This window comes from Vibrio cyclitrophicus, from assembly GCA_023206055.1.
Taxonomy (GTDB): Bacteria; Pseudomonadota; Gammaproteobacteria; order Enterobacterales; family Vibrionaceae; genus Vibrio; species Vibrio cyclitrophicus_A.
The window spans coordinates 1,766,877-1,789,148 of sequence record CP065367.1 but is presented as its reverse complement, the minus strand read 5'-3'; the positions used below and the strand labels follow the sequence as shown (position 1 = coordinate 1,789,148).

At 44.3% G+C, this 22,272-nt stretch carries 23 protein-coding genes; 8 read left to right on the top strand and 15 right to left on the bottom strand.

The window, feature by feature from the left end; all coding sequences use genetic code 11:
- Positions 1–23: 23 nt before the first annotated feature.
- Complete coding sequence (locus ITG09_23525; protein UPR54337.1) at positions 24–1,832, bottom strand: choice-of-anchor I family protein; 1,809 nt, start codon at positions 1,830–1,832, stop codon at positions 24–26.
- 181 nt (positions 1,833–2,013) lie between these two features.
- Positions 2,014–2,655: an outer membrane protein OmpW gene (ompW, locus tag ITG09_23520; protein UPR54336.1), complete on the bottom strand. Its 642-nt coding sequence runs from the start codon at positions 2,653–2,655 to the stop codon at positions 2,014–2,016.
- Positions 2,656–3,054: 399 nt separating this feature from the next.
- On the opposite strand from ompW, the gene glgC reads away from it, so the two are divergent.
- Entirely contained in the window at positions 3,055–4,278 is a 1,224-nt protein-coding gene (gene glgC, locus ITG09_23515; protein UPR54335.1) for a glucose-1-phosphate adenylyltransferase, read from the top strand.
- Positions 4,279–4,373: 95 nt separating this feature from the next.
- Here glgC and ITG09_23510 read toward each other — a convergent pair whose 3' ends face one another.
- Complete coding sequence (locus ITG09_23510; protein ID UPR54334.1) at positions 4,374–4,958, bottom strand: hypothetical protein; 585 nt, start codon at positions 4,956–4,958, stop codon at positions 4,374–4,376.
- A 291-nt stretch (positions 4,959–5,249) separates the two neighbouring features.
- Here ITG09_23510 and ITG09_23505 point away from each other — a divergent pair, with 291 nt between their 5' ends.
- The 7 genes from ITG09_23505 to ITG09_23475 all read left to right on the top strand — a co-directional run bounded on the left by ITG09_23505 (position 5,250) and on the right by ITG09_23475 (position 8,609).
- On the top strand, positions 5,250–5,597 hold the full coding sequence (locus tag ITG09_23505; GenBank protein ID UPR54333.1) for a hypothetical protein: 348 nt from the start codon (positions 5,250–5,252) through the stop codon (positions 5,595–5,597).
- Positions 5,598–5,619: 22 nt separating this feature from the next.
- On the top strand, positions 5,620–6,090 hold the full coding sequence (locus ITG09_23500; GenBank protein ID UPR54332.1) for a hypothetical protein: 471 nt from the start codon (positions 5,620–5,622) through the stop codon (positions 6,088–6,090).
- Positions 6,091–6,093: 3 nt separating this feature from the next.
- Positions 6,094–6,588, top strand: coding sequence for a hypothetical protein (locus tag ITG09_23495; protein UPR54331.1), 495 nt, complete (start codon positions 6,094–6,096; stop codon positions 6,586–6,588).
- 60 nt (positions 6,589–6,648) lie between these two features.
- The gene (locus ITG09_23490) at positions 6,649–7,056 is read left to right on the top strand and encodes a hypothetical protein (protein UPR54330.1); all 408 of its coding nucleotides are present in this window, start codon (positions 6,649–6,651) and stop codon (positions 7,054–7,056) included.
- A gap of 214 nt (positions 7,057–7,270) precedes the next feature.
- Entirely contained in the window at positions 7,271–7,525 is a 255-nt protein-coding gene (locus ITG09_23485) for a hypothetical protein (protein ID UPR55250.1), read from the top strand.
- A gap of 338 nt (positions 7,526–7,863) precedes the next feature.
- Positions 7,864–8,220 carry a ribosome-associated translation inhibitor RaiA gene (raiA, locus tag ITG09_23480; protein ID UPR54329.1) on the top strand — a complete coding sequence of 119 codons (357 nt, stop codon included), beginning with the start codon at positions 7,864–7,866 and terminating at the stop codon, positions 8,218–8,220.
- A gap of 233 nt (positions 8,221–8,453) precedes the next feature.
- Complete coding sequence (locus tag ITG09_23475) at positions 8,454–8,609, top strand: DUF3012 domain-containing protein (protein UPR54328.1); 156 nt, start codon at positions 8,454–8,456, stop codon at positions 8,607–8,609.
- Between the two features lie 116 nt (positions 8,610–8,725).
- On the opposite strand, the gene phnE (ITG09_23470) is transcribed toward ITG09_23475, so the two are convergent.
- The 12 genes from phnE (ITG09_23470) to ITG09_23415 form a co-directional block, all read right to left on the bottom strand.
- Positions 8,726–9,529 (bottom strand): phosphonate ABC transporter, permease protein PhnE, encoded by an 804-nt coding sequence (phnE, locus tag ITG09_23470; protein ID UPR54327.1) that lies wholly within the window; start codon positions 9,527–9,529, stop codon positions 8,726–8,728.
- On the bottom strand, positions 9,529–10,371 hold the full coding sequence (phnE, locus tag ITG09_23465; protein ID UPR54326.1) for a phosphonate ABC transporter, permease protein PhnE: 843 nt from the start codon (positions 10,369–10,371) through the stop codon (positions 9,529–9,531). Before phnE (ITG09_23465) ends, phnE (ITG09_23470) begins: the two co-directional genes overlap by 1 nt.
- Positions 10,359–11,129, bottom strand: a complete 771-nt coding sequence (gene phnC, locus ITG09_23460; protein ID UPR54325.1) for a phosphonate ABC transporter ATP-binding protein — start codon at positions 11,127–11,129, stop codon at positions 10,359–10,361. The genes phnE (ITG09_23465) and phnC overlap by 13 nt, the downstream gene beginning before the upstream one ends.
- A 115-nt stretch (positions 11,130–11,244) precedes the next feature.
- Positions 11,245–12,285: a phosphate/phosphite/phosphonate ABC transporter substrate-binding protein gene (gene phnD, locus ITG09_23455; GenBank protein ID UPR54324.1), complete on the bottom strand. Its 1,041-nt coding sequence runs from the start codon at positions 12,283–12,285 to the stop codon at positions 11,245–11,247.
- Between the two features lie 255 nt (positions 12,286–12,540).
- The gene (locus ITG09_23450) at positions 12,541–13,761 is read right to left on the bottom strand and encodes a glycerophosphodiester phosphodiesterase (GenBank protein ID UPR54323.1); all 1,221 of its coding nucleotides are present in this window, start codon (positions 13,759–13,761) and stop codon (positions 12,541–12,543) included.
- 295 nt (positions 13,762–14,056) lie between these two features.
- Complete coding sequence (locus ITG09_23445) at positions 14,057–15,409, bottom strand: sigma-54-dependent Fis family transcriptional regulator (protein UPR54322.1); 1,353 nt, start codon at positions 15,407–15,409, stop codon at positions 14,057–14,059.
- Positions 15,406–17,379: a GHKL domain-containing protein gene (locus tag ITG09_23440; protein UPR55249.1), complete on the bottom strand. Its 1,974-nt coding sequence runs from the start codon at positions 17,377–17,379 to the stop codon at positions 15,406–15,408. The genes ITG09_23445 and ITG09_23440 overlap by 4 nt, the downstream gene beginning before the upstream one ends.
- A gap of 299 nt (positions 17,380–17,678) precedes the next feature.
- Positions 17,679–18,665: an L-Ala-D/L-Glu epimerase gene (ycjG, locus tag ITG09_23435; GenBank protein ID UPR54321.1), complete on the bottom strand. Its 987-nt coding sequence runs from the start codon at positions 18,663–18,665 to the stop codon at positions 17,679–17,681.
- A gap of 57 nt (positions 18,666–18,722) precedes the next feature.
- Positions 18,723–19,730 (bottom strand): DUF1611 domain-containing protein, encoded by a 1,008-nt coding sequence (locus ITG09_23430; protein ID UPR54320.1) that lies wholly within the window; start codon positions 19,728–19,730, stop codon positions 18,723–18,725.
- 91 nt (positions 19,731–19,821) lie between these two features.
- The gene (locus ITG09_23425) at positions 19,822–20,727 is read right to left on the bottom strand and encodes a LysR family transcriptional regulator (protein UPR54319.1); all 906 of its coding nucleotides are present in this window, start codon (positions 20,725–20,727) and stop codon (positions 19,822–19,824) included.
- 97 nt (positions 20,728–20,824) lie between these two features.
- The gene (locus ITG09_23420) at positions 20,825–21,661 is read right to left on the bottom strand and encodes a lysophospholipase (GenBank protein ID UPR54318.1); all 837 of its coding nucleotides are present in this window, start codon (positions 21,659–21,661) and stop codon (positions 20,825–20,827) included.
- 87 nt (positions 21,662–21,748) lie between these two features.
- Entirely contained in the window at positions 21,749–22,261 is a 513-nt protein-coding gene (locus ITG09_23415) for an RNA methyltransferase (protein ID UPR54317.1), read from the bottom strand.
- Between the last annotated feature and the right edge of the window lie 11 nt (positions 22,262–22,272).

Sequence of the window (22,272 nt, the reverse complement as noted above, 5' to 3'; positions counted from 1 at the left end):
CTAATTGCTAGCGATAAGCGAGATTAGAACTCAACGCGATAAACGGATGTGCTACCACTCACTTCGTTGCCAACCGCAATAAAGTGGTTACCAGAGCGAGTGAAATACTTGATTGACTCTGGGCCTAAGTCACCCGCTTTCGAGTTATAGGTATCGTTGTCGCAATCACCGTCTTCATCAACCTTGGTACACACTGGTTGTGTAAAGTCTCGGTTGTTCAAGTAGCTGATGAAACTTGCGTTTTTAGGCTGTGTTACGTCGTAAATTATGATGCCACCTTGGCGCTCAAGACCAATAAAGGCATAGTGCTTACCGTTAATCTCAGCCACTTCGATCGCTTCAGGCTCAACCCCTTTGTCATCACTGCGATCGTCGCCACTTTGGTTGTTATCATTGGTGCTATTGAAGTTTGCAGGATCTTGATCAAGAACGATTCGAGCAAAGTCATCACCGCTATCAAACACTAGCTCACCTGACTCATCCCAGATAGAGAAAGAACGGCTACCGAATGCTTGAACTTTTTGGTCAGCAGCAAGTGTTGCTTGTGGCTTAATCACCTTAAGGCGAGCAAGTTGCTTATTGTCTTTCAATGCACCTGCCAATGGGTGGTTAGCCTCAACATCTAACTTCTTGCCGCGTACTTCATCGACATAAGCGATACAAAAGTCTCTTTCTGTGGTGTAGTTTTCGGTGCCTTTATAGTCATCACCATCCCACTCAAACCCTTTATCATCACACACTTTTTGTGTCGTCTTAATGCCATATTCACGGCCATCACCTTCGTTTGCTGTCACAATGTAGGTGTTACCATCAACACTGTAGCTAGTGATGCTGTCTGGCATGTAAAGGCCTTCCAACATTGGATAATTTTGTAGGTTACCGATGTTTTTGTCTTTGTTTGACGCATCCAACTGAGCAGTATCCCAAGGTTTTCCGCCTAGTCCCAAAATCACATCCACTTCTGCACTCGCCACGTCAATCGCTGCCAATGCATTGTTCTCTTGCAAGGCAACGTAGAGCTTACCGTTATCCGCAAACGTTAGATATTCCGGTTCTAGATCTTGAGCCACAGTCGCATTAGGCGCTGAAATTCGAACCTTGCCAGTCAATTCTTCATGGCGAGGCTGACCTTGATTGAATTCCTTGAAATCAATTTGAGTCACTTTTGCTTGTAAAGGACCATTAGCTAAATCAACCAGCGTCACAGAGCCTTCAGGATCAATGCTGTAATCTGCATTCGGCTCACCTTCGTTTGCTGATGCGATGTAACGGCCGTCTTTCGAGAAGCTCACCATGTCTGGCAATGCGCCAGCAGTGTATGTGGTGATCAGCTCTAACGTGTCTGAACGATAAAGTGCAATGATGCCGTTCTGTTGCTTGTCAGCATTTTCAATCGCGACAGCAACTAATCCTTGGTGAGTCGACACACTGTTCGCTGCACCGATATTAATACCCGAAGCCGCAGCGGCTGATTGAAGGTCGATAGAACCCTCAGATGTTGGGGCGCTGTCAGCGTTCATCGACAACACATCGACTTTCTGCGCTTGAGCGTTCACAACATAAAGCTTGTCGGTACATGAATCGTAGCTGACGATTTCGGCTGCAGAAGTATCAAATGGGGCGTCAGCAATAGCACGACCAACCAGACTAATCCCAGTAACAGCGGCATCTGTCTTGTTCGGTTGTTGAATGGATTGGCATTGAAGGCTAAAAGCATCAAGTGACGTTTGAGATGATGTTGCCGGCTTTGTCGTTGATTGAGAACACCCTACTAGAGCAGAACTAACCGCGATAGGCAGTAATAATGTCAGCTTATTAAATTTACGATTCATATATCCTCCATAATTAGAATCGCGATCATAGGAGCCGAATATGACAGTTGGCTTTCTGTTTTATTAACAATCCATTACGAATGAGGAATATTTTTCATTAATAAAGTTAGCTAGTGAATAAACAAAAAAAGCGCCTAAGCTGGCTGGTGCTTGAGCGCTTTTAGTAAACGGAATCGATAGGTTAGAAGTTGTAACCACCACCGATCATGAATACCCATGGGTCGATATCAACGTCTGTTGAGTACTGTTTTCCACCCGCTTTGTATTTCGCTGTAGTACCTATGTCTGCATACCAAACTGACGCATTCAAGAACCAATCTTCATTGATCATGTAATCCATACCAATGTTTGCCGCAAGTCCCCAAGAGTCATCAAGAGACAAGTCACTCAAGCCTGCATCTTTACCCGTACCATTAAGTTCTTCATCAAAGAAGACTGTGTAGTTAATACCTGCACCCACGTAAGGGCGGAAGTCGCTGTTCGCTTGGCCAAAGTAGTACTGAACCATAAACGTTGGCGGTAGGTGTTTAGTGTCAGCCACTTTACCTAAACCATTAACAGAAATACTGTGTGAGAATGGGCTCGCGGCTAATACTTCAAAACTGATGTTGTCAGTAAACATGTAGCCGAAAGTAAGACCCAGCTGAGTATCTGAATCAACTGAAAACTCTAGGTCTGAATTGTCAAGTACAGCGCCACTGCTGTCGTTTGGAGAGACCGTTGCTGCGCCTGCACGGATGATGAAATCACCTTCTTTATGAGCAAGAACGTTGGCTGACATAAGAGCCGCAATAACCGCAATACCACATACTGTTTTTTTCATTATAATTTCCTTTTGAGGGCTTCATTTTATTGGTGAATGAGTAATCATTTCTTATTTTGCGTGCAAGGTAGCACAGAATAACCCTACTTTATTGATGGAAATCAATTTGTGAAAATTTGTAGTTGTTTATGTAAATTTACATCGACCCGATCACTTTATTCATTCATTTTATTGACAGTTTTGTAATGCAACTTTCCCGTGCGTCATATCGTTAATCCAACCCAATCACTTTGCTCAGATCTCTTTGGATCAAAATAGAGCAAGCCAACACCTCATGCGCATCAATTTAGTGCAACCCAACAAGAAATATCCCCACCTTGCTTAATATTCAATGAGTTACATTTGGCTTAGTGCTTGCAAGTCTATGTTCATAATCATAAATACATTAAGGTTCTGACCATGCAAGACACTCTAACAATCGTTCTGGCCGGCGGTGTTGGCTCTCGGCTTTCTCCCCTCACCGATAACCGCGCAAAACCAGCGGTACCTTTTGGTGGCAAGTATAGAATCATCGATTTCACTCTCGCGAACTGCCTACATTCTGGGCTTCGCCAAATTCTGGTGCTGACTCAGTACAAGTCTCATTCTTTGCAAAAACATTTACGTGATGGTTGGTCGGTGCTTAACCCCGAGCTCGGCGAATACATCACCAATGTTCCCCCACAAATGCGCACCGGTGATAGTTGGTATAGCGGTACTGCCGATGCGATTTATCAAAACTTGTATTTGCTGTCTCGCAGTGAAGCCAAGCATGTGGTGGTGTTATCGGGCGACCATATCTATCGCATGGATTACGCACCAATGCTCAAGCAACACAAACAGAATGAAGCCGACTTAACGGTAGCTTGTATGGAGGTTTCGATTGATGAAGCCAAAGAATTTGGTGTGATGGAGATAGACGAGTCTCTACAAATCAATAACTTTACCGAGAAGCCACGTTACCCAGCATGTGTACCTGGTAGACCGACTCGAAGCATGGCTTCAATGGGGATTTACATCTTTGATAAGGAAGTACTGACTCAAGCACTACTTGCGGATGCAGAAGATCCGAACTCAAGCCACGATTTTGGTAAAGACATCATTCCAAAATTAGTGGGCAACAACAGTGTTCACGCCTACAAATTTGGTGATGAAGAAGGCCGAGTGACCCAAGATGCGTACTGGAGAGATGTTGGTACACTCGACTCTTACTACCAATCCAATATGGACCTATTAAAGCCAGCCTCGCCTATCGATTTATACCAACCGGATTGGGCGATTCGCACCTATGATCAACAACTGCCGCCCGCACGAACCATTGCTTCGGTCGAAGGTAACCAAGGGATATTCATCAACTCGATGATCGCCAATGGCGTAGTCATTGAAGGTGGTTCAGCGCAAAACTCTATCTTCTTCCCTAAGGTAAAAGTCAACAATGCTGCGATTGTGATTGATAGTATTCTGTTTGAAGATGTTGAGATTGGAAAAAATTGCCACATACAAAACTGCATCATCGATAAGAACGTAAAAGTGCCTGACGGAACTCAAATCGGTGTTGATAGCCTTGCCGATGCGAAACGCTTCCACATATCAAAACAAGGCGTGATTGTGGTGCCGTCTTCTTACGAGTTTAGTGGGGCCTAAACTTCAATACTGGTCACTCAACATTCATCCGCAATAGTCCCTTTAGCGACAAAAAGCGCCCGATAAAAACAGGGCGCTTTTCTAAATGAATCAAATTACTTAGGTGCTAATTCGTAGTTTTCTTGCATCTCATGAGGGGCAATCCCGTACTCATAATCCGCTAGGTAGCCATCCTTATAAACCTTCATTCCCTTCTCATCCCAGCTCACTTTGATCATCGCCGTGTTGCCATCTTCACTGCCTAACAACTCAAGCATTTCTGCATCAATCTTAATCGCTTTGATGGTTTTAATACGCTTAAACGGCTTAAATTCAGTGGTCGAGGTTGGCAAAGAACCGTAGCTGCTGATCCACGTCTCTTTAGGTACTAGCCATTGGTTGAAAACATCATCAACAATCGCTTTCGGCATGCTTGCGATAACAACAGAATCTGTCATTACGTTGTTTGTCTCTAGGCTGTAACCGCCCTTTCCATCTGAAACATAAGTAGGAAAATCAATGCCAATTTCAGACTCGGCTGGTAAACGACCTAGGGTGACTGACTTCTTAATGTACAGCTCTGCAATATCAAACTGCTGCATGATCTCTGGAATTTTCTGAAACTCGACAGGCGCAGCAAAAGCATTAAAAGCGAGAGAAAGGGAAGCTGCAATTGCAGCGAATTTAACAGGGATTTTCATGATAACGTGTCCAAATAGAAGATGGCGGTTAGAGTATCCCGTACTAACCAATACCTCAATTAACTGCAGCGTCTTATATTTGTAATTGTGATACTGAGAGGCTAAATCATAAATAGTTACTTTGCCCTCTTCTCCTCAACTCTACCTCCAAGTTTCACTGTTCTTCAGTTTCAACCTAAAACTTTCAACCATTTTTACCGTACTGTCAGCCTTATGTCAGTGGCGCAAAATGGTAAGTCCTGTATTGGAACGAATCTAAAATAAGTCCTCGATCATCATTTTGAGGTTCTCATGAAGGCTATTTACATCATTGCTGCCGCGTTATTGCTGAGCAGTTCTTTGGCAAACGCAAACGTGCACAAGTGGAAAAATACCCAATTTCAGACCTACTCCGACAAAACACAAGTCAGGTTCTTGCTGGTAAATCGTTATACCAAACAAGCGGATTACTACCTGCGAATTGATGACAAAGAGTTTCCCAACAAGATCCAATTGGATGCAAACCAAGAAATTGAGCTGGATATCAATGTGAAGACGCCAGCCGCTCAAACAACCAAGAAGAAGATTTGCACACGCATGGTGACGGATTCCCCGAACAGCTACGAAGTATGCACAAATCTTAAATTCAAACGGTATTAACGACATTCAAGCGGTATCAATTATGCGTAGAACAATCAAAGCGTTAATTAGTGCTTTATTTACTGTCGCTTCATTGGCCATTGCTTCACTGACAAGCCCGGCATTGGCAAACCCAATACCGAGTGTGTCTAACCCATCAGGCACCGACCGAGTTCGAACCTCTGAAGGGGCTTCGTGTGAGCAAGCTATTTCCACAGGTAAAACCGTTCAGTTCGGAACCTACGGATCAACCGGCAATGAAGATAGCGACAGCTATTACAACAATTATTACTACCAAAATCAGGATGAGGCAGGCGTATACGCGGCTGTGACATTTCAATTTGGTGGTGAGGATCGAGTTGACTGTCGTCGACTCTACGAGTTCGAGCTCCGTGAGCGAGAACGTTTAGAAGAGCTGGCTCAAGCGGAGCATGAGTTAAAGCTATTACAAATCGAAGCAGAGAAATATCGTCTGCTGAAGATGAAACAAAGCAATACCACTTTTTCGGAGTAAAAGATGTTTAATAAAAAACCATTACTTGGCCTAGCTGCCATGTCTATTTTTGCAACAACTATTGCACATGCACAACCATCTAGTCTCGATGATAGTAAAACTGGAGATGTTATTTTCTCAGCATCTGTCGAGTCTCAATGTGGTATAGAAGCAACTGAAGACCAAGCCGACTTAGCTTTTGGCGAAAATTACAATGAATCTCACGCAACTGTAAAGTTAGTCAGCAACAGAAACGGCATTAAAGTTCGAGCAGAAGAGATCAAAATCGAATCGTTTGACGGACAAATTCAAAAGAGCGATGTGTTTTTCCAGTCAACCGGTACAACAGAGCTAGACCAATCGGCAGTTAGCTGGGAATCTGGTGTAGACATCACTCGAGACCAAATTCGTGAAGATAACAATATGAATCTTTTCGCTCGTGTTGCGGTTGATGAAAGCAATCTCGATGCTAGTGATGATTACGAAGTAAAAACAAAATGGAAGATTGAATGTAACTAACCCATCATCTCTCCCACGGTAAGCCCTTTAAACAAGAGGGCTTACTGACCCAGAGGCACTATGAAAACTCTAGTTTTATTCTTGGCGATATTGTTTATCGCGCCCTATGCCATGAGCACAGGATTTGATAGGAAAGAAGTCGAACAGTTCAATCAAATGTGTGTTGATGGTTCAGACAACCACCAACGCCGAATCTTTGATGCGTTGTCGAATTCCGAATACATCGATTGGTCGAGTATCGAGTTAATCGACACCGAAAGTCGTGTTAACTACACAGATACCACAGTCGCAGCGAAGCAAAATGATCGTGTCACGTGCGATCTTATTGTCGAATACAAATATCATCATGCCGACATTGTGCTGAGCTCAAGCTATCAGGTCTCTCTCAAAGATAAGCAAACCATCAGTAATGTGGCTGTTACTGAACAAGCGGTCACGGACTTTATTGTCCGCGTTATGGTGAACTAACATGCTACGATTTATTGTCGCGTTCACTTTAATCAGCTTATCCAGCTGTACATTGGCATCCAATAATCACTCTACATTGAGCTTTAAAAAGCATGTGCGGGAGCGCTGTGGGCTAGAAGTGATCAATAACCAAGGTGAAATGAGCTTTGGCCAAGACTACGATGGCCGAGCCATCACGCTTAAGCTTGAGTCCAATCGAAAGGATTCGCGATTGTTGCTCAAACTGCAACATATTGACCTAGGCTCAATTGATGAATCTCGCATTTCAGAACTTGTGCGATTCAAAGTTGAAACACCCGTTCGCTATGAAGGTGACATTAATTATTGGCGTCAGGGAGTCGAGTTTCCTAGCGAGCAACTCGCATCGAATAAAGAAATCGCAATTCAAGCACGTATTACTATACCAGAGTCACAACTCACGGCTGGAGAGTTTCACTTCAATATGGAGTGGGCGATTGAGTGTCTATAAATGAGTAACTTAAGGCGATTTTTTAATCAAACAAGAAAAAAGTGAGTGAGCTGAGAAAAAAATTACTGAAGTGACAAGTTCGAAATTATAAAACCGATAAAGAGAGATTCACTGGGGATTTGCTGTAGGTTAGAGCAAATTATCAAGGATGGAGTTTTTTTGAACATATCTTTAAAACACGAAACATAATATGCGATCAGTTCATCGGAGTTTCAAGGGAGGAACAAGAGATTATTTGATAACACTGAAGTGAATCACACATGTGTACTTTCTCTATTGGTGAAACTATCCGATGTTTGCTACGTTTAAATGACACAGTCATTGGAAAGGTATGATTTATGAAAATAAATGTTCAAACACATCATGTATCAATTAACGACGAGTCACGCAAAGACATCGAAGGTAAATTCGAGAAGATATCTAACCATTTCCCATCACTGATCAGTTGCGACATCATCATTACTAAAGAGCACGGTCAACATCAGGTTGAAGTATTCACCAACTACGAAGGTGTACGAGTAACAGCAAAATCTACAGACGATGTTATGTACCCAGCTATCGCTGCAGCACTCAAGAAACTTGAAGCAGGCTTAAGTAACCGTAAAGGACAATTGAAAGCAGACCTACACGAGAAGCCTACCAGTACGAAGCCAGAAATCGCTTCAGATATCATCCAAGAGATGAAGTTGGTATAACTCCACAGTAGAAGCGCGCTAACGAATAGCAGCGCACAAGAATTTCAAAGCCAGCACATGTTGCTGGCTTTTTCGATCTTAAAGCGAAGCCCCCTTCCTTGTTTTCCGTCTCTCTAGTTCAGTTCAGACCCACATCATTTTTTACTCCCTTAAGTTCTTAGCAGCTATAACAATCACTTGTGGTATTTGATACAGTTATAAACAGAAACTTAGACCACAACGGAATGTTTAATATGAAGAAAATCGCGTTGATACTTTTCCTAGCCACTCAACTAATGGCTTGTACAGAAGTGGGCAGTGAAGCTTGGTGTGCGGATATGAAAGAAAAACCTAAAGGTGACTGGACGGCTAATGAAGCAGGCGACTTTGCCAAGCACTGTATTTTTTAAGCACTCGTTTCAAAAGACACCGCATAAAAAAACGACCTCTAGGTAGACCGAAGTACCTAGGGTCGTTTGAGCTTCAAAATGCTAGATAAGCTCTCAACTTTCACACAACATACAGTCTATATGAGTTTGTTACGGATGTGGATCACTACAGCTTCAGCAATTATAACCACAGCGAATATACTCACCAACACCATTGATACTTTCTGCCACTCAAAAAGGTTTTGCGCATCGTTTAGCACCACGCCAATACCACCCGCGCCCACCAACCCCAAAACCGCAGACTCACGTACATTGATGTCCCAGCGGAACAGCACGATAGAATAGAACGCAGGCATTACTTGTGGCCAATAACCTTTAAGTAAAACGCTCATCCACGAAGCGCCTGTCGCGCGTAAAGCTTCAATAGGCCCCATGTTCACTTCAGCGATTGCTTCCGCTAACAGCTTCCCTACAAAGCCGATACTACGAATAGCAATTGCCATAATGCCTGCGAGAACACCGGGGCCAAAAAGTGCGATGAACAGCAATGCCCAAACCAATGAGTTCACAGAACGTGAAGACACGAGAAAGAATTGAGCAATCCAATTCAAAGCTTTATTCGGAGTGATATTTGGCGCGTTCATCAGCGCCAAAGGGATAGCAAATACCAAGGTAAACAAGGTACCTAACGTCGCGATATGCAGCGTCTCTATCATCGCCGCGTGAATCGATTCTGGATAGAAACCATAGTCCATTGGCACCATACGCTCGAACATATCAGCAAACTGAGTAGGCGCGTCATAAAGGAACTCAGGAATCACTTCTACCGTCTGCCATGACCACACGATGGCACACACTAGGCTAAGGTAAACGGCAAATCGAGCCACACGCTCATTAGGGGTAAAGCGCTGCCACTCTCTATCGATAGATGCAGTTGTCATTAGAAGATTCTCCTAACAATGTTGGAAAGAAATTCACCCACAAGAATCAGTGCGATGATGGTGATCAAAATAGCGGCAACGAAGTCGTAATCAAAACGTTGGAATGCCGAGAAAAGCGTACCGCCAAGACCACCCGCACCCACGATGCCAACCATGGTTGAGTTACGCAGATTGGAATCAAGCTGGTAACTCGCAAAGCCAATAAAACGAGTAAATACTTGAGGCATCACCGCGTACAGGATGACGCTGATAAAGCTCGCCCCCGTCGCTTTAATCGCTTCAACCGGTTTAAAAGAGATCTCTTCAATCGCTTCTGCAAACAACTTGGCGATGAAACCAATCGATGCGAATACCAAGGTCAGGATCCCAGCAAGGGCACCGAAGCCCACCGCTTTCACAAACAAGATGGCGATGATCACTGGATGGAAAGAACGACACAATGCGATAAAGCCACGAATCGGTGTCGATACAATCGAAGGCATCATGTTTCTCGCGGCCAGTAAGCCTAGAAACAGTGAAATAACGATGCCGAAAAAGCTAGAGATGATCGCAATCTGTAAGCTTTCTGCTAAGCCGCTCAATAAAAGGTTAGTACGTGAAAAATCAGGCGGAAACATTCTTGATAGTAACCGCTCACTTTCACCGAAACCGATGATCAAACGATCAAAGGTCAGCCCCAATGTCGAGAAACTATAAAAAAGATACCCAACAATTGCAGCGATGATTGCACGGTTCGTCCACGAAGTTTTGAACGGATTTTCATGCTTCGAAAATGAACTCGCTGACGAAGACTCGTTTGTTGACGGTACGCTTGTTGAAGAGCTTGGGTTTAATCCAGCCATGACTCACCCCCATAGATAATTTTCAGATCTTCCTCTGAAATACCTTCAGGGCTGCCATCGTAATGCACCTTACCATTACACATACCAATGATTCGCTTGGCATAACGCTTGGCCAAGTTCACATCATGGATGTTAACCAACACGGGAATGTTTTTCTGTTCTGCAAAGGTTTCCATCAACTCCATGATCTCAACCGCTGTTTTTGGGTCGAGTGATGACGTTGGTTCATCCGCCAATAGAATATATGGGTCTTGCATGACTGCGCGAGCGATACCGACACGCTGTCTTTGACCGCCCGATAAACTGTCGGCACGTTGGTTTGCAAAGTCTTGCAGGCCCACAAATTCGAGTAACTCGAACGCTTTTGCTAAATCTTGTGCAGAGTAATTTCGACGCCATGCATCCCAAGCGGTCATGTAACCTAAACGACCACTCAGCACGTTCTCGATAACCGTTAAACGCTCAACTAAGTTATATTCTTGGAAAACCATTCCTATATGACGGCGCTGCCTACGTAACGCTTGTCCTTTTAATTGAGTCAGGTCTGCGCCATCAAAAATGATTTCACCTTGGCTTGGATCGTTGAGTCGGTTGATACAGCGCAGAAGCGTACTTTTACCGGTACCAGATGGACCAATGATCGCGATGATGCCTGGCTCATCGATATCAATATTAATGCCTTTAAGGATTGGCTTGCCTGCCACATATTCGTGGAAAAGGTTGTTTATCTTTATTCCTTCATAGCTTGCTACGGCCATACTGCATTTCCTTGTGCGAATTTTAGAATGATCTATGCCCTACCCGCGAGGGCATAGATTTTAAATAAGCTTACCCAGTGAATAAGCTGAATAGTTAACTAATTAACGGATGGAATTACTGGCTATTGGCTTGTTTTGCTAGCTCAGCGGCTTTTTTCTTTGCACGTTTAGCCGCATCTTTTTCAGCCAATTTCTTCAGGCCAGTTTTGGTGTAAGCCGTACCTGTCGCATGAGCGATATCACGAATCACATCCCACTCTTCTTTGTAGCTGATTGGAGAGAAACGGTCGGCACCTTTAAACGATGCGCTCATCTCTGGAGTAAAGCGGTAGCTAAAGAAAGCTTCGTTGATCTTCTCAACTAGCTCTGGTTTTAGGTTGTAAGCGTAACCAAAAGCAGACGTTGGGAAACGTGGACTACGGTAGATGATCTTCAGTTCAGAATCGTCGACACGACCTGCAGCCACCATACGATCGTAAACATCTGATGCCACAGGCGCCGCATCATAGTCTCCATTGAAAACACCAAGTATAGATTGGTCGTGTTTACCTGAGTAAAGCACTTTGTAATCTTCATCTGGCACTAGACCTTTCGCTGGGAATAACGCACGAGGAGCTAGGTTGCCAGAGTTTGATGATGCAGAAGTATGTGCAACCTTTTTGCCTTTCAAATCAGTCATTGTATTAATACCGCTGTCTTTACGCACAATGGTGATCAGGTTGTAACCTTGGAAACCAGACTCATCGCCTTTAACTGCAATTGGAACGTAACCCGCTAGATTAACTGCGTAGCCTGTTGGGCCCGTAGAGAAACCCGCAACGTGCAGTCGACCAGAACGCATTGCTTCTACTTGCGCAGAGTTCGAGTGAACTGTGTAGTAAATCACTCGCTTACCCGTGATTTTGCTTAGATGAGCTTGGAAGTCGGCAAACGCATCTTTGTATAACGCAGGGTCTTCTACCGGAGTGTAAGTAAACACAAGCGTACTTGGGTCGTTCCACTCATCTGGATTCTTTGGTGAATCGGCGACCAAATCTTGGTTTTCATCACAGTATCGATCGTCTAACACACCACGACTAGAGCAGTCGCTTGCTATAGCCATTGAAGGAAGTAGTAATGAGCTAGCGATTAACAGTCCTTTAACACTGATTTTCATATTCAAACCTTACTTTTACTTATTGTTGAAAGTCACCTTCGCTATTGCAGCCTTTATGCCATATTTTTATTTATTTAATTTCAACAACTTACAATAAAACCTAAACTGACTAATATCTTTTGAGTCATTCGTGTCCAACTCAAAATCAATAATTTGGGTCATTTCTGTCCCATCGATTTCAGTGGTAAAAAAAGAGCCCGAAGGCTCTTTGGTTCACTGTTTTTTCTCTTATTATTCTTTAGCTAGACCGATAACTTAAGCGTCGCTGTCCATGCAGTTTGCATAGTAAGTTACCGTTGCAGGCCAATCACTGAATACGCCCATCACGCCAACATCTTGTGCCAACACATCGAGCATTTTCATCATGTCGCCATCATTGTTGATGCCATCTTTTACGCTCTTGTAGTACCAACCGCCACCTTGCGCAAGTGGGCCTGAACGTTCCAGAGTCCATGCAATGATGTCGAGGTCTGCACCTTTAGCGAGCTTGGCGTAATTAGACGCAACCAGTTCGTTGTTCTCATCTAAATCAACCAACGCAAATAGAGGCGGCGCGATGATGTTTACACCCGCATCGTGCAGCTCTTTCATATTCTCAACAGACGCGACAAAGTCCGCTTGTTCGTAAACACGGTCATCAAGATAAACCGCTTGTTTGCCAAACTTCGGTGCTTCTTTGATCCAGTACTTCACATCATCCAAGTTGAATGACTGTAGGTAAGTCTCCGAAGGCTCAAAGCCCGCCTCTTTCAGCTCATCCACCAGCTTCTGCGCGTACATCTCTTGGCTAAAACCATTAAAAGGCATTTCTACCGCCGCCGATTTCAGCTCAGGAGTCACCTTTACGCCGTGCTCTTGAAACAATGCCGCACTTTCGGCGTGTGTCATCAGTGTGCCACTTTGGCTGTAAAGATCGGTTCTCCAACCAGGTGTGCCGTTCATGTACTCTTCAACTGTGGTGGCTTTCGGGTTAGCACCATCCATTTTGCCTTTTAACGTCTTAAACTCCGCCAGCGTGAAATCAGAGGTACGACACTCAACTTGAGCATCTTCGCCTGTCGCTGGGTTAGCAGCTATAAATGGCACTGAACACTTCTTAGCGAGATCTGGGTGCGCCAAAACATCGGTTGTGGTGTGCAGATCACTTTGCGAGTGACGACATACCAGCGCCTTATCTTTAGTGAAGGTCACATCACACTCGACAACGCCTGCGCCCATTTGAATAGCCGCTAAATAAGACTCCTTAGTGTGCTCAGGAAACTGCATCGCAGCTCCGCGATGCCCAATAGAAAAATCACTACGATGAAAAGGTCCTTCACTGCAACTCAGTAGCTTAGTTTTCAAAGGGCTCTCATCCATATTGTTAACTAAAAAGAGAGGACGAGGTCCTAAGTTTGCTGGCTCTGCTGCGGCCCATGCCGTCATCGAGCTCACACCTAGTATCAGAGCAATCGAACCTTTCAGTATTTGCTTCATGTTTGTATCTCCTTGCAACAAGCAATTATTTTTCTAATTTCCTTTGTTCGATCATTCGGTGTTGGATAGCTGTGATATATAGATAGCTGTCATATGTTTTTTGACTCAACACCGAATAACCTCATGTGGACTGACTCCACAATGTAGGGATTGCACGCTTTGTGCCAAATGTTAAAGCTCTTTTATTACAATCACTTGAAACAGTTAGCCATTCGACTAAAAACCAAATGGGTCATTGTTGTCTTGTGCTTTTTCTTTTGGTTTTTGGCTTTCCATTGAACAAGCAACTAAGCCGTTAAACCTTGAAACTCTCTTTATCCAATTGGTGTTTCTTCATTTTTCGATAAAGCGTTTTGCGTGGCAGATTCAGCTTGCTTGAGACTTCATTGATATTTCCCGCGCTCTCTATCAAGGCTTCGGTTAATACATTTCTCTCGTACTGCTCCATCTGCTTTTCAAAGGCGAAATCTTCCCCGGTTGATTCACAAATTGGCGATTGAAGATCAAAGCCATCGCCGACAATACCGAGTACAAATCGGTCGGCAACATTACGTAACTCACGCACGTTTCCAGGCCATTCGTGTCGACATAGTTGTTGTATCTGCTCGGGGTAAATCGTCGAAGGACGCGTCTTATATTTGTGGCTCGCTTGAATCACAAAATGGCGAAACAACACCTGAATGTCTTCTTTTCGTTGGCGCAGTGCCGGAAGGTTTAAGCTCGCAATGTTCAAGCGATAGAAAAGGTCGGCTCTGAATTCACCGGATTCACTGAGGCTTGCGAGGTCAGCTTTACTGGCTGCCACCACCACAATATCAACAGGTATCAATTCATTACCGCCAACACGCTCAATCATTCGCTCTTGAATCACTCGCAGCAGTTTTATTTGTACCGCAATCGGCATGCTTTCAATTTCATCAAGAAACAGAGTTCCGCCATTGGCTTGTTCTATTTTTCCAATACGTTTCTTGTTGGCACTGGTAAACGAACCCGCTTCATGACCAAACAACTCACTTTCGATAATGCTTTCTGTCATGCCACCACAGTTGATCGCGACAAAGGGCTTCGCCTTACGACGGCTAAATTGATGCAACGCGCGAGCAATCACCTCTTTGCCAGTGCCTGTCTCACCATTAATGATGGTGTCAACGCCAGTATGAGAGAGTGCAAGCACTTGCTTACGTATGGTGTCCATCGCTTGGGATTGACCAATAACCACCGACTCAATTGGTAAGTCGGTTTCCTGATCGTCACCTGATATTTTCGTACTATTGTGCTGACATTGTGCCAACGCGAGATCGAGTTTTTCCACCAACTCGCCAGCATTAAGTGGTTTTTCCAAAAAATCGAAAGCACCCAACTTCATCGCTTCTATCGCCATGGGAATATCGCCATGGCCACTCATCAACAACACAGGAACATTAGCCGCTCGGTATTGAATTGAACTTAATAACGTCAAGCCATCCACTTTCGGCATGCGTACGTCACACAGCACCACTGAATGGCTATTCGCCTTGAGTGATTTAAGGCCAAGGTTAGGGTCGGTAAAAGTGGTGACGCGAAAACCTTCCAGCTCCAACATTTCACTCACGGCTTCAACAACATCGATTTCATCATCGATAAGAACTATGTGTTTTTCTGCAGTCATGAGGCTACGCCTTTTGGTAGAGTGACGATAAAAGTGGCGCCTTGGTGTTCAACTGATTCCACGTGAATCGAGCCGCCAAAGTCTTTAATTATGTTGTATGCGATAGACAAACCGAGGCCGAGTCCTTTGCCTGTGGTCTTGCGGGTATAAAATGGGTCAAACAGATAAGGAATGTCCTCTTCGGGTATCCCTAATCCATTGTCTTTAACTGAGATCTGAATTGTGTGTGTGAGTTCTTGTGTAGATATTCTGAGTTGAGGCTGATCTTTATGTTCGACGGCATCCAAAGCATTGCTGATTAAATTAACCATTACCTGCTCTAAGCGGATGCTGTTGGCTCGAACCATTTGATCACTTTGTGGCGAATAATGAATCAACACCCTACTCTGCCGAGCTTCAAAGAGATCGATCGCATCACCAATCACCTTATCTAGTTCGACGTTATCAATCTTGCCATCGCTCTTACGTGAGAAGGCCTTTAGGTGACGAGTAATCGCTGCGACCTTATCTAACAAGACCTCGATTTTTTTCAGGTTCTCTTCTGCTCTATCTGGCCTCTCTTTGCCTAACCACAGTTGCGCGCTTCGAACATGACTGTTCACCGCCGTTAATGGTTGGTTGATCTCGTGAGTAATGCCTACACTTAATTGCCCTAGCGCAGCCAGTTTTCCGGCTTGGATTAACTCGTCTTGAGTCACTCGTAATTTGGCTTCGGCTAATGTACGTTCTTCAACCTCGGCTTCTAATTTTCGATTGGTTTGCTTAACAACTTTAGCCGTGGTCTGGAATACCTTTAGGTACTTGGCCATTTGCGTCACTTCGTCTTTGCCACGAATCGAAACTTCGGTATCTAAATGACCGGTAGAAATCGCGAACATGTTGTCTTTAAGCTGTAAAAGCCTTTCTAAAATACTCTTACGTACGTAGAACCACGAAATGGCAGCGGCAGCCAACACGCTGAACAGAGAAAGAAAAAGAGAGAGTTGTTGGTTCGATTGTAAAGACAGCTGCGCCTGCTGAATCGATTGGTCAATATTGCTATTCACCTTGCTGGTGTTGCTTTCGATCTGCACGGTTAACTGATTCAAATGCTCACGGCTGTTTTGCAGGAAGTATTGTTCTTGATAGAGATGATCGAGCGCTTTGTTTTTCATCCCATACAAGCTGCTATCACTTGAGGCAAGGTTATAAATTACGGTGAGTTGATGATCTAATTGAGGAAAATCACTTCTTAAATCACCACTGACCCACAGCTTCCACCACTCTTCCCCGACTTGCTCTAGACGGTAGCTGGTGTAATCGAGCTCATTAAAGCTTGAGTCGTTATACAGCTTCTCTACCAAGCCTAATTGGTAATAAAGCAGAGATTTCAACTGGGTATATTGGATTTGATCTTTAGCTGACTCAGGTAAACTATCGAGTGAATCACTGGCTTGTTGCAATAGAGGATAAAAGCCTTCAAGCAAATTACGAAGTTCTTGATTGAGTTGTTCTGACTCAATCTCACTTTGATACAACAGGCTCAGACTATTATTAACTTGGGCGATAAGATCTTTAAAATAGGCGTGATAATCAGGGAACTGAACCATAACGCTATTCATCACTGAAATAGCGTCTTCAATTTTGAGCATCGCTTGTTTACGCTCTAAATTAGATTCAGCGTCACTGAGTTGAGATGAGGTCGTGATAATCACACGCACCATATCATTGAGGCGTGCAGCGTTGTCTAAGGCTGGGATTTCACTCTCTTTTAATTCGACAAGGCGTTGGTTTAAATCGTCAAAGGTGAAGCTAGAGACAACGGAGAGGAAGATGGTGGTCATCGATAACATAGCCAATGCCAACACCAAGCGCAGCTCTATGCCTTTCCAGCCAAACCACTTACGACGCGGAATCTTGATCGGAAATGGACGTTCAAAGCTGTCTTTGTTTTCTATCACCTCGGAGACATGACTACTCACTCGCCCCACCTTATTATCATCAAAAACCAACAGTAAAGGTCAATGATTCAATCAGTTAGGTGGTTAGCCTGACTTAAAGCCACTTCAAATAGTTTTAGTGAAACTATGAAAGCAATAGTAATCATTAACATTTCACATGAGACACCATAACAATTATTTTATAAACCCTAGACTGTCTGTTTTGAGAGAGAAGAAAGTGACCTCACCGACAGAAACGTGATTACTTTATCAATACCAAAAATCGCATAGGCTTTCACCTATGCGATTTCATTGTGGCATGTTCATCTACTAGCTGAGGCTAAACGATCTTAGATAATGATCATCCCATCTCGATAAGTCAGTGCTGGTGCTACATCTTGGCCAAGTAAAACTGGGCCGTCGAGGTCAACGATTTCAGATTGAACGGCAATAGGCAGCGCCGCTCGCATAGCCAATGAGGTGCCTAGCATGCAACCCGACATCAAAGTAAAGCCGAGCCTTTGAGCTTCTTTGGCAAGTGCCAATGCTTCGGTCAAACCACCGGTTTTATCGAGCTTGATGTTGACCATTTCATACTTGCCTATCAAAGATGAAAGTTGCGAAGTGGTATGACAGCTTTCATCCGCACACAGTGGGATCGGGTGATTGATGTGTGCCAATGACGCATCATGTTGTTGCGGCAAAGGTTGCTCGATCATCGCAATATCAAACTCTGTTAGTTGATTAAACAACTCTTCGAGATTCAACCCTGTCCATGCTTCATTGGCATCCAGTACAATTTTTACTCCTGATGCTGCTTCTCGGACAGCGCGTACACGCTCTAGCACTTGTTCGCCATCAAGCTTCACTTTTAGAAGTTTTGCGCCATTCGCCACATAATCATGAGCTTGTGTTGCCATGGCTTTTGGTGTGCCAATCGATACTGTCATTGCGGTAACAATTTGCGCAGGTAGTTCGAACAAGCTATTCGGAAATATCTGCTCGCTCTGCTGCGCTTGATAATCCCAAAGCGCACAATCGATAGCATTACGCGCAGCTCCTCCGGTCAATGAAGACTGAAGATGATCTCGTAATTCTTCAGGATCGGTCATACCACGCTCAAAGGCCATTTCAAGAGAGCTAGACGCTTGTTGGATTTGCGCTAACACAGACTCGGATGACTTACCATAACGGGGGTAAGGCGTGCATTCGCCCTGAGCTCGTTTGCCATCATGTTCAATGTAAACACGAACAACGTGACACTCTGTTCGGCTGCCTCGAGAGATGCGAAAAGGCGTTTGCATCGCGATAGTAATAGGTTCTGCAGTAATCTTCATAATTTCACTCGGTTGATGTTCGCTTTAACAAATGGAAACGTAGAAATGATGAAATCGTTAAAGTGAATGTCGCAAATGATCAGTAATATGTTGTACACCAAATCGCACCGGGTCCGTCACTGGTACTTGATAGTGCTTGGTCCATTCTTGGCACAATATCTCAGCATCTTCAATGCTAATCGCCGATGTGTTTAAACAGATACCCACCAGTTTCACGTCTGGATTGGTCAATCGTGCCGCTTGCAAGTTGGCTTCAATCGTCTGTTCTATCGTTGGCAATTTGGCATGCGGAAGGTTACGAATATGTGCTCGCCCTACTTCATGGCACAACACCAAAGCGTCGGCTTGTGCACCATGCAATAACCCTAAACTCACGCCTGCAAAAGACGGATTGAACAACGAACCTTGGCCTTCAATGATGTCCCAATCGTGGTCAGTAAAATCGGGGCTAATCGCTTCAACCGCGCCGGAAATGAAATCCGCGACTACTGCATCAATCGAAATACCGCTGCCTTCAATCAAGATACCAGTCTGCCCTGTCGCTTTGAATTGAGCAGAGGTTCCTGCTTGTTTAAGCGATTTTTCAATGGCCAACGCCGAGAACATTTTGCCTACTGAGCAATCGGTTCCGACCGTAAGCAGGCGCTTACCTTGACGAAGCTTACCGTTACCAACATTAAGAACACCATCAAAATGTCGTACATCATGAAGCTTAGTCAAACCTTGTTGTTGCATGTCAGAAAGCGGTGAAAATTCACTCAATCGTTGGTGCATGCCAGATGCAATCTCAAATCCCATTTCTGCAGCGGACATAATGGTTGACTGCCAAGAATCAGGAATTACACCACCCGGGTTTGCAGTGCCAATGACTAGGGTTTTCGCCCCCTGTGCTTGAGCCTCTTGCAAGGTCATGTCCGTTAAGCCAAGTGAAACAGTATCGCTCGTTAAACGCAGTTGGCCTAGACAGATTTCTGGTCGCCACTGGTGAATACCACGGGCTGTTTTTGCGGCAAGTGGGTCAGTAACATCCCCAAGAAAAAGAAGATAAGGTTGAGCGATAGACATGAGCTTTCCTAATTAATAAGTCCTTGTATGGGTTTACTTTAATTAAGAACTTAGAAGCTGCCGAATACCTATTTATGGCGAGCCTATAACCTTAAGTTATAGGGTGAGTATGGCTCTTCAATGAAGCGATAAATTGCTTAACGGAAATCGACTGAGGGGTGTGCTCTGCGCAAAGCATCGAAACCGAAAATCGAATACATGGCTGCAGTTCTAACACACAGACCGCATCGTCATTTTGATACTGTTCTGCCGTCCACGGATCCACAATCGCAAACCCAGCTTGGTACTTAACCAGTTCCGCCGCCGCGCTGTATCCGCGTACCGATATCGGATGATGATAATGCTCATCTCGCGCCACAAGGCTTTGATGGAGCAGCAAACCTAATGGGTCACGGCTATCGAGCCCGATGATTGGCAACGGATAATTGATCAGGTCATAAAGGGTTAACTCTGTCGGTAACTGATCAACAGTGTTGGATGGAACCAGAACCTTGAGTGATTCGGTCAATAACATCTCAGCCAATATCGCAGGCGGCGCTTCGTCTCCAAATGCGATCGCAATATCAAGCTCATGCTTTAATAGCCCAGCACACAGTTCGTCGCGATTGGCAGTCAGTAACTCAAAAGAGAGCTCTTGTTTACTGGAATATTGCTCGCGAGACATTTGGGCGATCACCGGAGTCAGCAATTTAGTGGCTAGAATTGGCGGCGCACCAATACGTAAATGCTGATGGCCTTGCTTCACTTTGTTAGTCAAAGATCGAAATTGACCCAGTTGTTGGTAGACCTTCTCCGCTTCTGGTAACAAGGTTTTCGCTTCAACCGTTGGTACCAATCGACCTTTGACACGCTCGAATAAGCCAAACCCGAGTTGTTGCTCGGTGTGCGCCAAAATACGGGTCACATTAGGCTGGGACACATGCAAGCTGCGTGCGGCTCCAGATACGGTTCCGGCCTGCATAATGGCGTAAAAGACTTCCAACTGTCTTAGGTTCAAATTGATGTCCTTATGGTTCACGAAACCAGTTTAGGCTTGGCTTTCTAGTATTGGCTAAGTTGTCTATCTGTTTAATTAGCTAGCTATTTACGTGAGTTTATTTTAATAGCTCTGTTATCGTAGGTTGAAGTATCTCAGCCCAAGCTTGATAAGCCTTAGCATTCAAATGCAAATCATCACAACTGTATTCATTGGATAGTAATTGATTCGGTGCTAGCACACGGTTTACATCCAAAAACTCGATATCATGTTGTTCGCAATAAGCCTGTAGTCTTTTGTTGAGTTCTGAAACTTGAGGATTCAACCCTTGCAGTTTATTGCCTACATGCAGCGTTGATTGAACAAGAATAGTAATACCTTGAGCTCTCCATGTTGTCAGTATCTCAACATAGTTCTGGTAGATATGATCAACGCTGTAACCTTGTGCAAGATCGTTAATTCCCGCCATAAAACATACTAGCTTTGGTTTCACGTTTAACGTGGTATCAATACGGCGCAACATACCGGTTATGGTATCGCCTGCAAGGCCACGGTTGACCATTGAGACATCACGAAAAATATCTGCCCACGGTGCCCATTCAGTGATCGAATCACCAAACATGACTAAGTCTGCATTCGGAGAGAAATGGCGATGATTATCTGATGTCATGATGTAGCGGCTCATGCTATGGCCTCGCTGTTGAATCTCAGATTGAAGTGCAATCGATTCGAGGATTTCACGATCTGGTGTAGTACTATCAAACTGAGCAAGTAACCCTTCGATGTGAGGCTTGAAAGGGCTAAGACGAGTACTTAGTTGGTGCTGTTCTTTAAGGGAAGATAACCGCTCTAACAAAGCATATAGAGATTGATTTTGACCGACTTCTTGGAATAATTGATATAAATCGAGGACAGGATGTTGTTGCAGTGCGGCAAGTAATTGCTTGTCTTCCATGGTGTTATCTAACCCTTCAATTATCTGATGATGAACTCAAGATAATATCCGATTGCGTACGGGATAGATAACACTAGAAGCCGAGAGTTACTTTTCTTTTACTAATAAGTGATTGCGGTTATCACGGCTTTTCTTGATCAGCTCGTTGCTCTCGTCCATTTCATCTGACTTAGCAAGGCGATCATAAAGCAGCACGTTAACCGTTGCAGCCAAGTTCATGCAACCCACCGTTGGTACGTACACGACGTGATCCGCTCTATCGGCGACATCTTGAGAAATAGAACCGTCTTCAGGGCCAAAGATATAGATAGCGTTTTCTGGATGTTTAAAACGCGGTAGTGGTGTTGCGCCCTCAGCGAGCTCTACACAAACGATCTTGGTTTCTGGATCAAGGTTATCCAAAAACGACTCGACACCCGTCAGTGGGATAGTACGCGCAGCACTCTTGGTATCGGTGTGAAATTTAGCGGCTTTTTCGTAGCGTTGCCCTGTGTATTTAACTTCGTCGACTTGGTAACAACCAGCCGCACGCATAACAGCACCAACGTTTGTCGGGCTCTTTGGATTAGTTAAACCAATAGTCACATGGCTTTTGTTCATGAATCTTCTCA

What these genes read in the sequence shown, in the direction of transcription:
- ITG09_23415 (UPR54317.1), bottom strand. Translation starts at nt 22,261, where the DNA reads ATGAACAAAAGCCATGTGACTATTGGTTTAACTAATCCAAAGAGCCCG.
- phnE (UPR54326.1), bottom strand. Translation starts at nt 10,371, where the DNA reads ATGGCTGGATTAAACCCAAGCTCTTCAACAAGCGTACCGTCAACAAAC.
- ITG09_23510 (UPR54334.1), bottom strand. Translation starts at nt 4,958, where the DNA reads ATGAAAATCCCTGTTAAATTCGCTGCAATTGCAGCTTCCCTTTCTCTC.
- ITG09_23445 (UPR54322.1), bottom strand. Translation starts at nt 15,409, where the DNA reads ATGACTGCAGAAAAACACATAGTTCTTATCGATGATGAAATCGATGTT.
- raiA (UPR54329.1), top strand. Translation starts at nt 7,864, where the DNA reads ATGAAAATAAATGTTCAAACACATCATGTATCAATTAACGACGAGTCA.
- ITG09_23495 (UPR54331.1), top strand. Translation starts at nt 6,094, where the DNA reads ATGTTTAATAAAAAACCATTACTTGGCCTAGCTGCCATGTCTATTTTT.
- ITG09_23500 (UPR54332.1), top strand. Translation starts at nt 5,620, where the DNA reads ATGCGTAGAACAATCAAAGCGTTAATTAGTGCTTTATTTACTGTCGCT.
- ITG09_23420 (UPR54318.1), bottom strand. Translation starts at nt 21,661, where the DNA reads ATGGAAGACAAGCAATTACTTGCCGCACTGCAACAACATCCTGTCCTC.
- ITG09_23525 (UPR54337.1), bottom strand. Translation starts at nt 1,832, where the DNA reads ATGAATCGTAAATTTAATAAGCTGACATTATTACTGCCTATCGCGGTT.
- ITG09_23505 (UPR54333.1), top strand. Translation starts at nt 5,250, where the DNA reads ATGAAGGCTATTTACATCATTGCTGCCGCGTTATTGCTGAGCAGTTCT.
- glgC (UPR54335.1), top strand. Translation starts at nt 3,055, where the DNA reads ATGCAAGACACTCTAACAATCGTTCTGGCCGGCGGTGTTGGCTCTCGG.
- phnC (UPR54325.1), bottom strand. Translation starts at nt 11,129, where the DNA reads ATGGCCGTAGCAAGCTATGAAGGAATAAAGATAAACAACCTTTTCCAC.
- ITG09_23430 (UPR54320.1), bottom strand. Translation starts at nt 19,730, where the DNA reads ATGTCTATCGCTCAACCTTATCTTCTTTTTCTTGGGGATGTTACTGAC.
- ycjG (UPR54321.1), bottom strand. Translation starts at nt 18,665, where the DNA reads ATGAAGATTACTGCAGAACCTATTACTATCGCGATGCAAACGCCTTTT.
- ITG09_23450 (UPR54323.1), bottom strand. Translation starts at nt 13,761, where the DNA reads ATGAAGCAAATACTGAAAGGTTCGATTGCTCTGATACTAGGTGTGAGC.
- phnD (UPR54324.1), bottom strand. Translation starts at nt 12,285, where the DNA reads ATGAAAATCAGTGTTAAAGGACTGTTAATCGCTAGCTCATTACTACTT.
- ompW (UPR54336.1), bottom strand. Translation starts at nt 2,655, where the DNA reads ATGAAAAAAACAGTATGTGGTATTGCGGTTATTGCGGCTCTTATGTCA.
- ITG09_23475 (UPR54328.1), top strand. Translation starts at nt 8,454, where the DNA reads ATGAAGAAAATCGCGTTGATACTTTTCCTAGCCACTCAACTAATGGCT.
- phnE (UPR54327.1), bottom strand. Translation starts at nt 9,529, where the DNA reads ATGACAACTGCATCTATCGATAGAGAGTGGCAGCGCTTTACCCCTAAT.
- ITG09_23490 (UPR54330.1), top strand. Translation starts at nt 6,649, where the DNA reads ATGAAAACTCTAGTTTTATTCTTGGCGATATTGTTTATCGCGCCCTAT.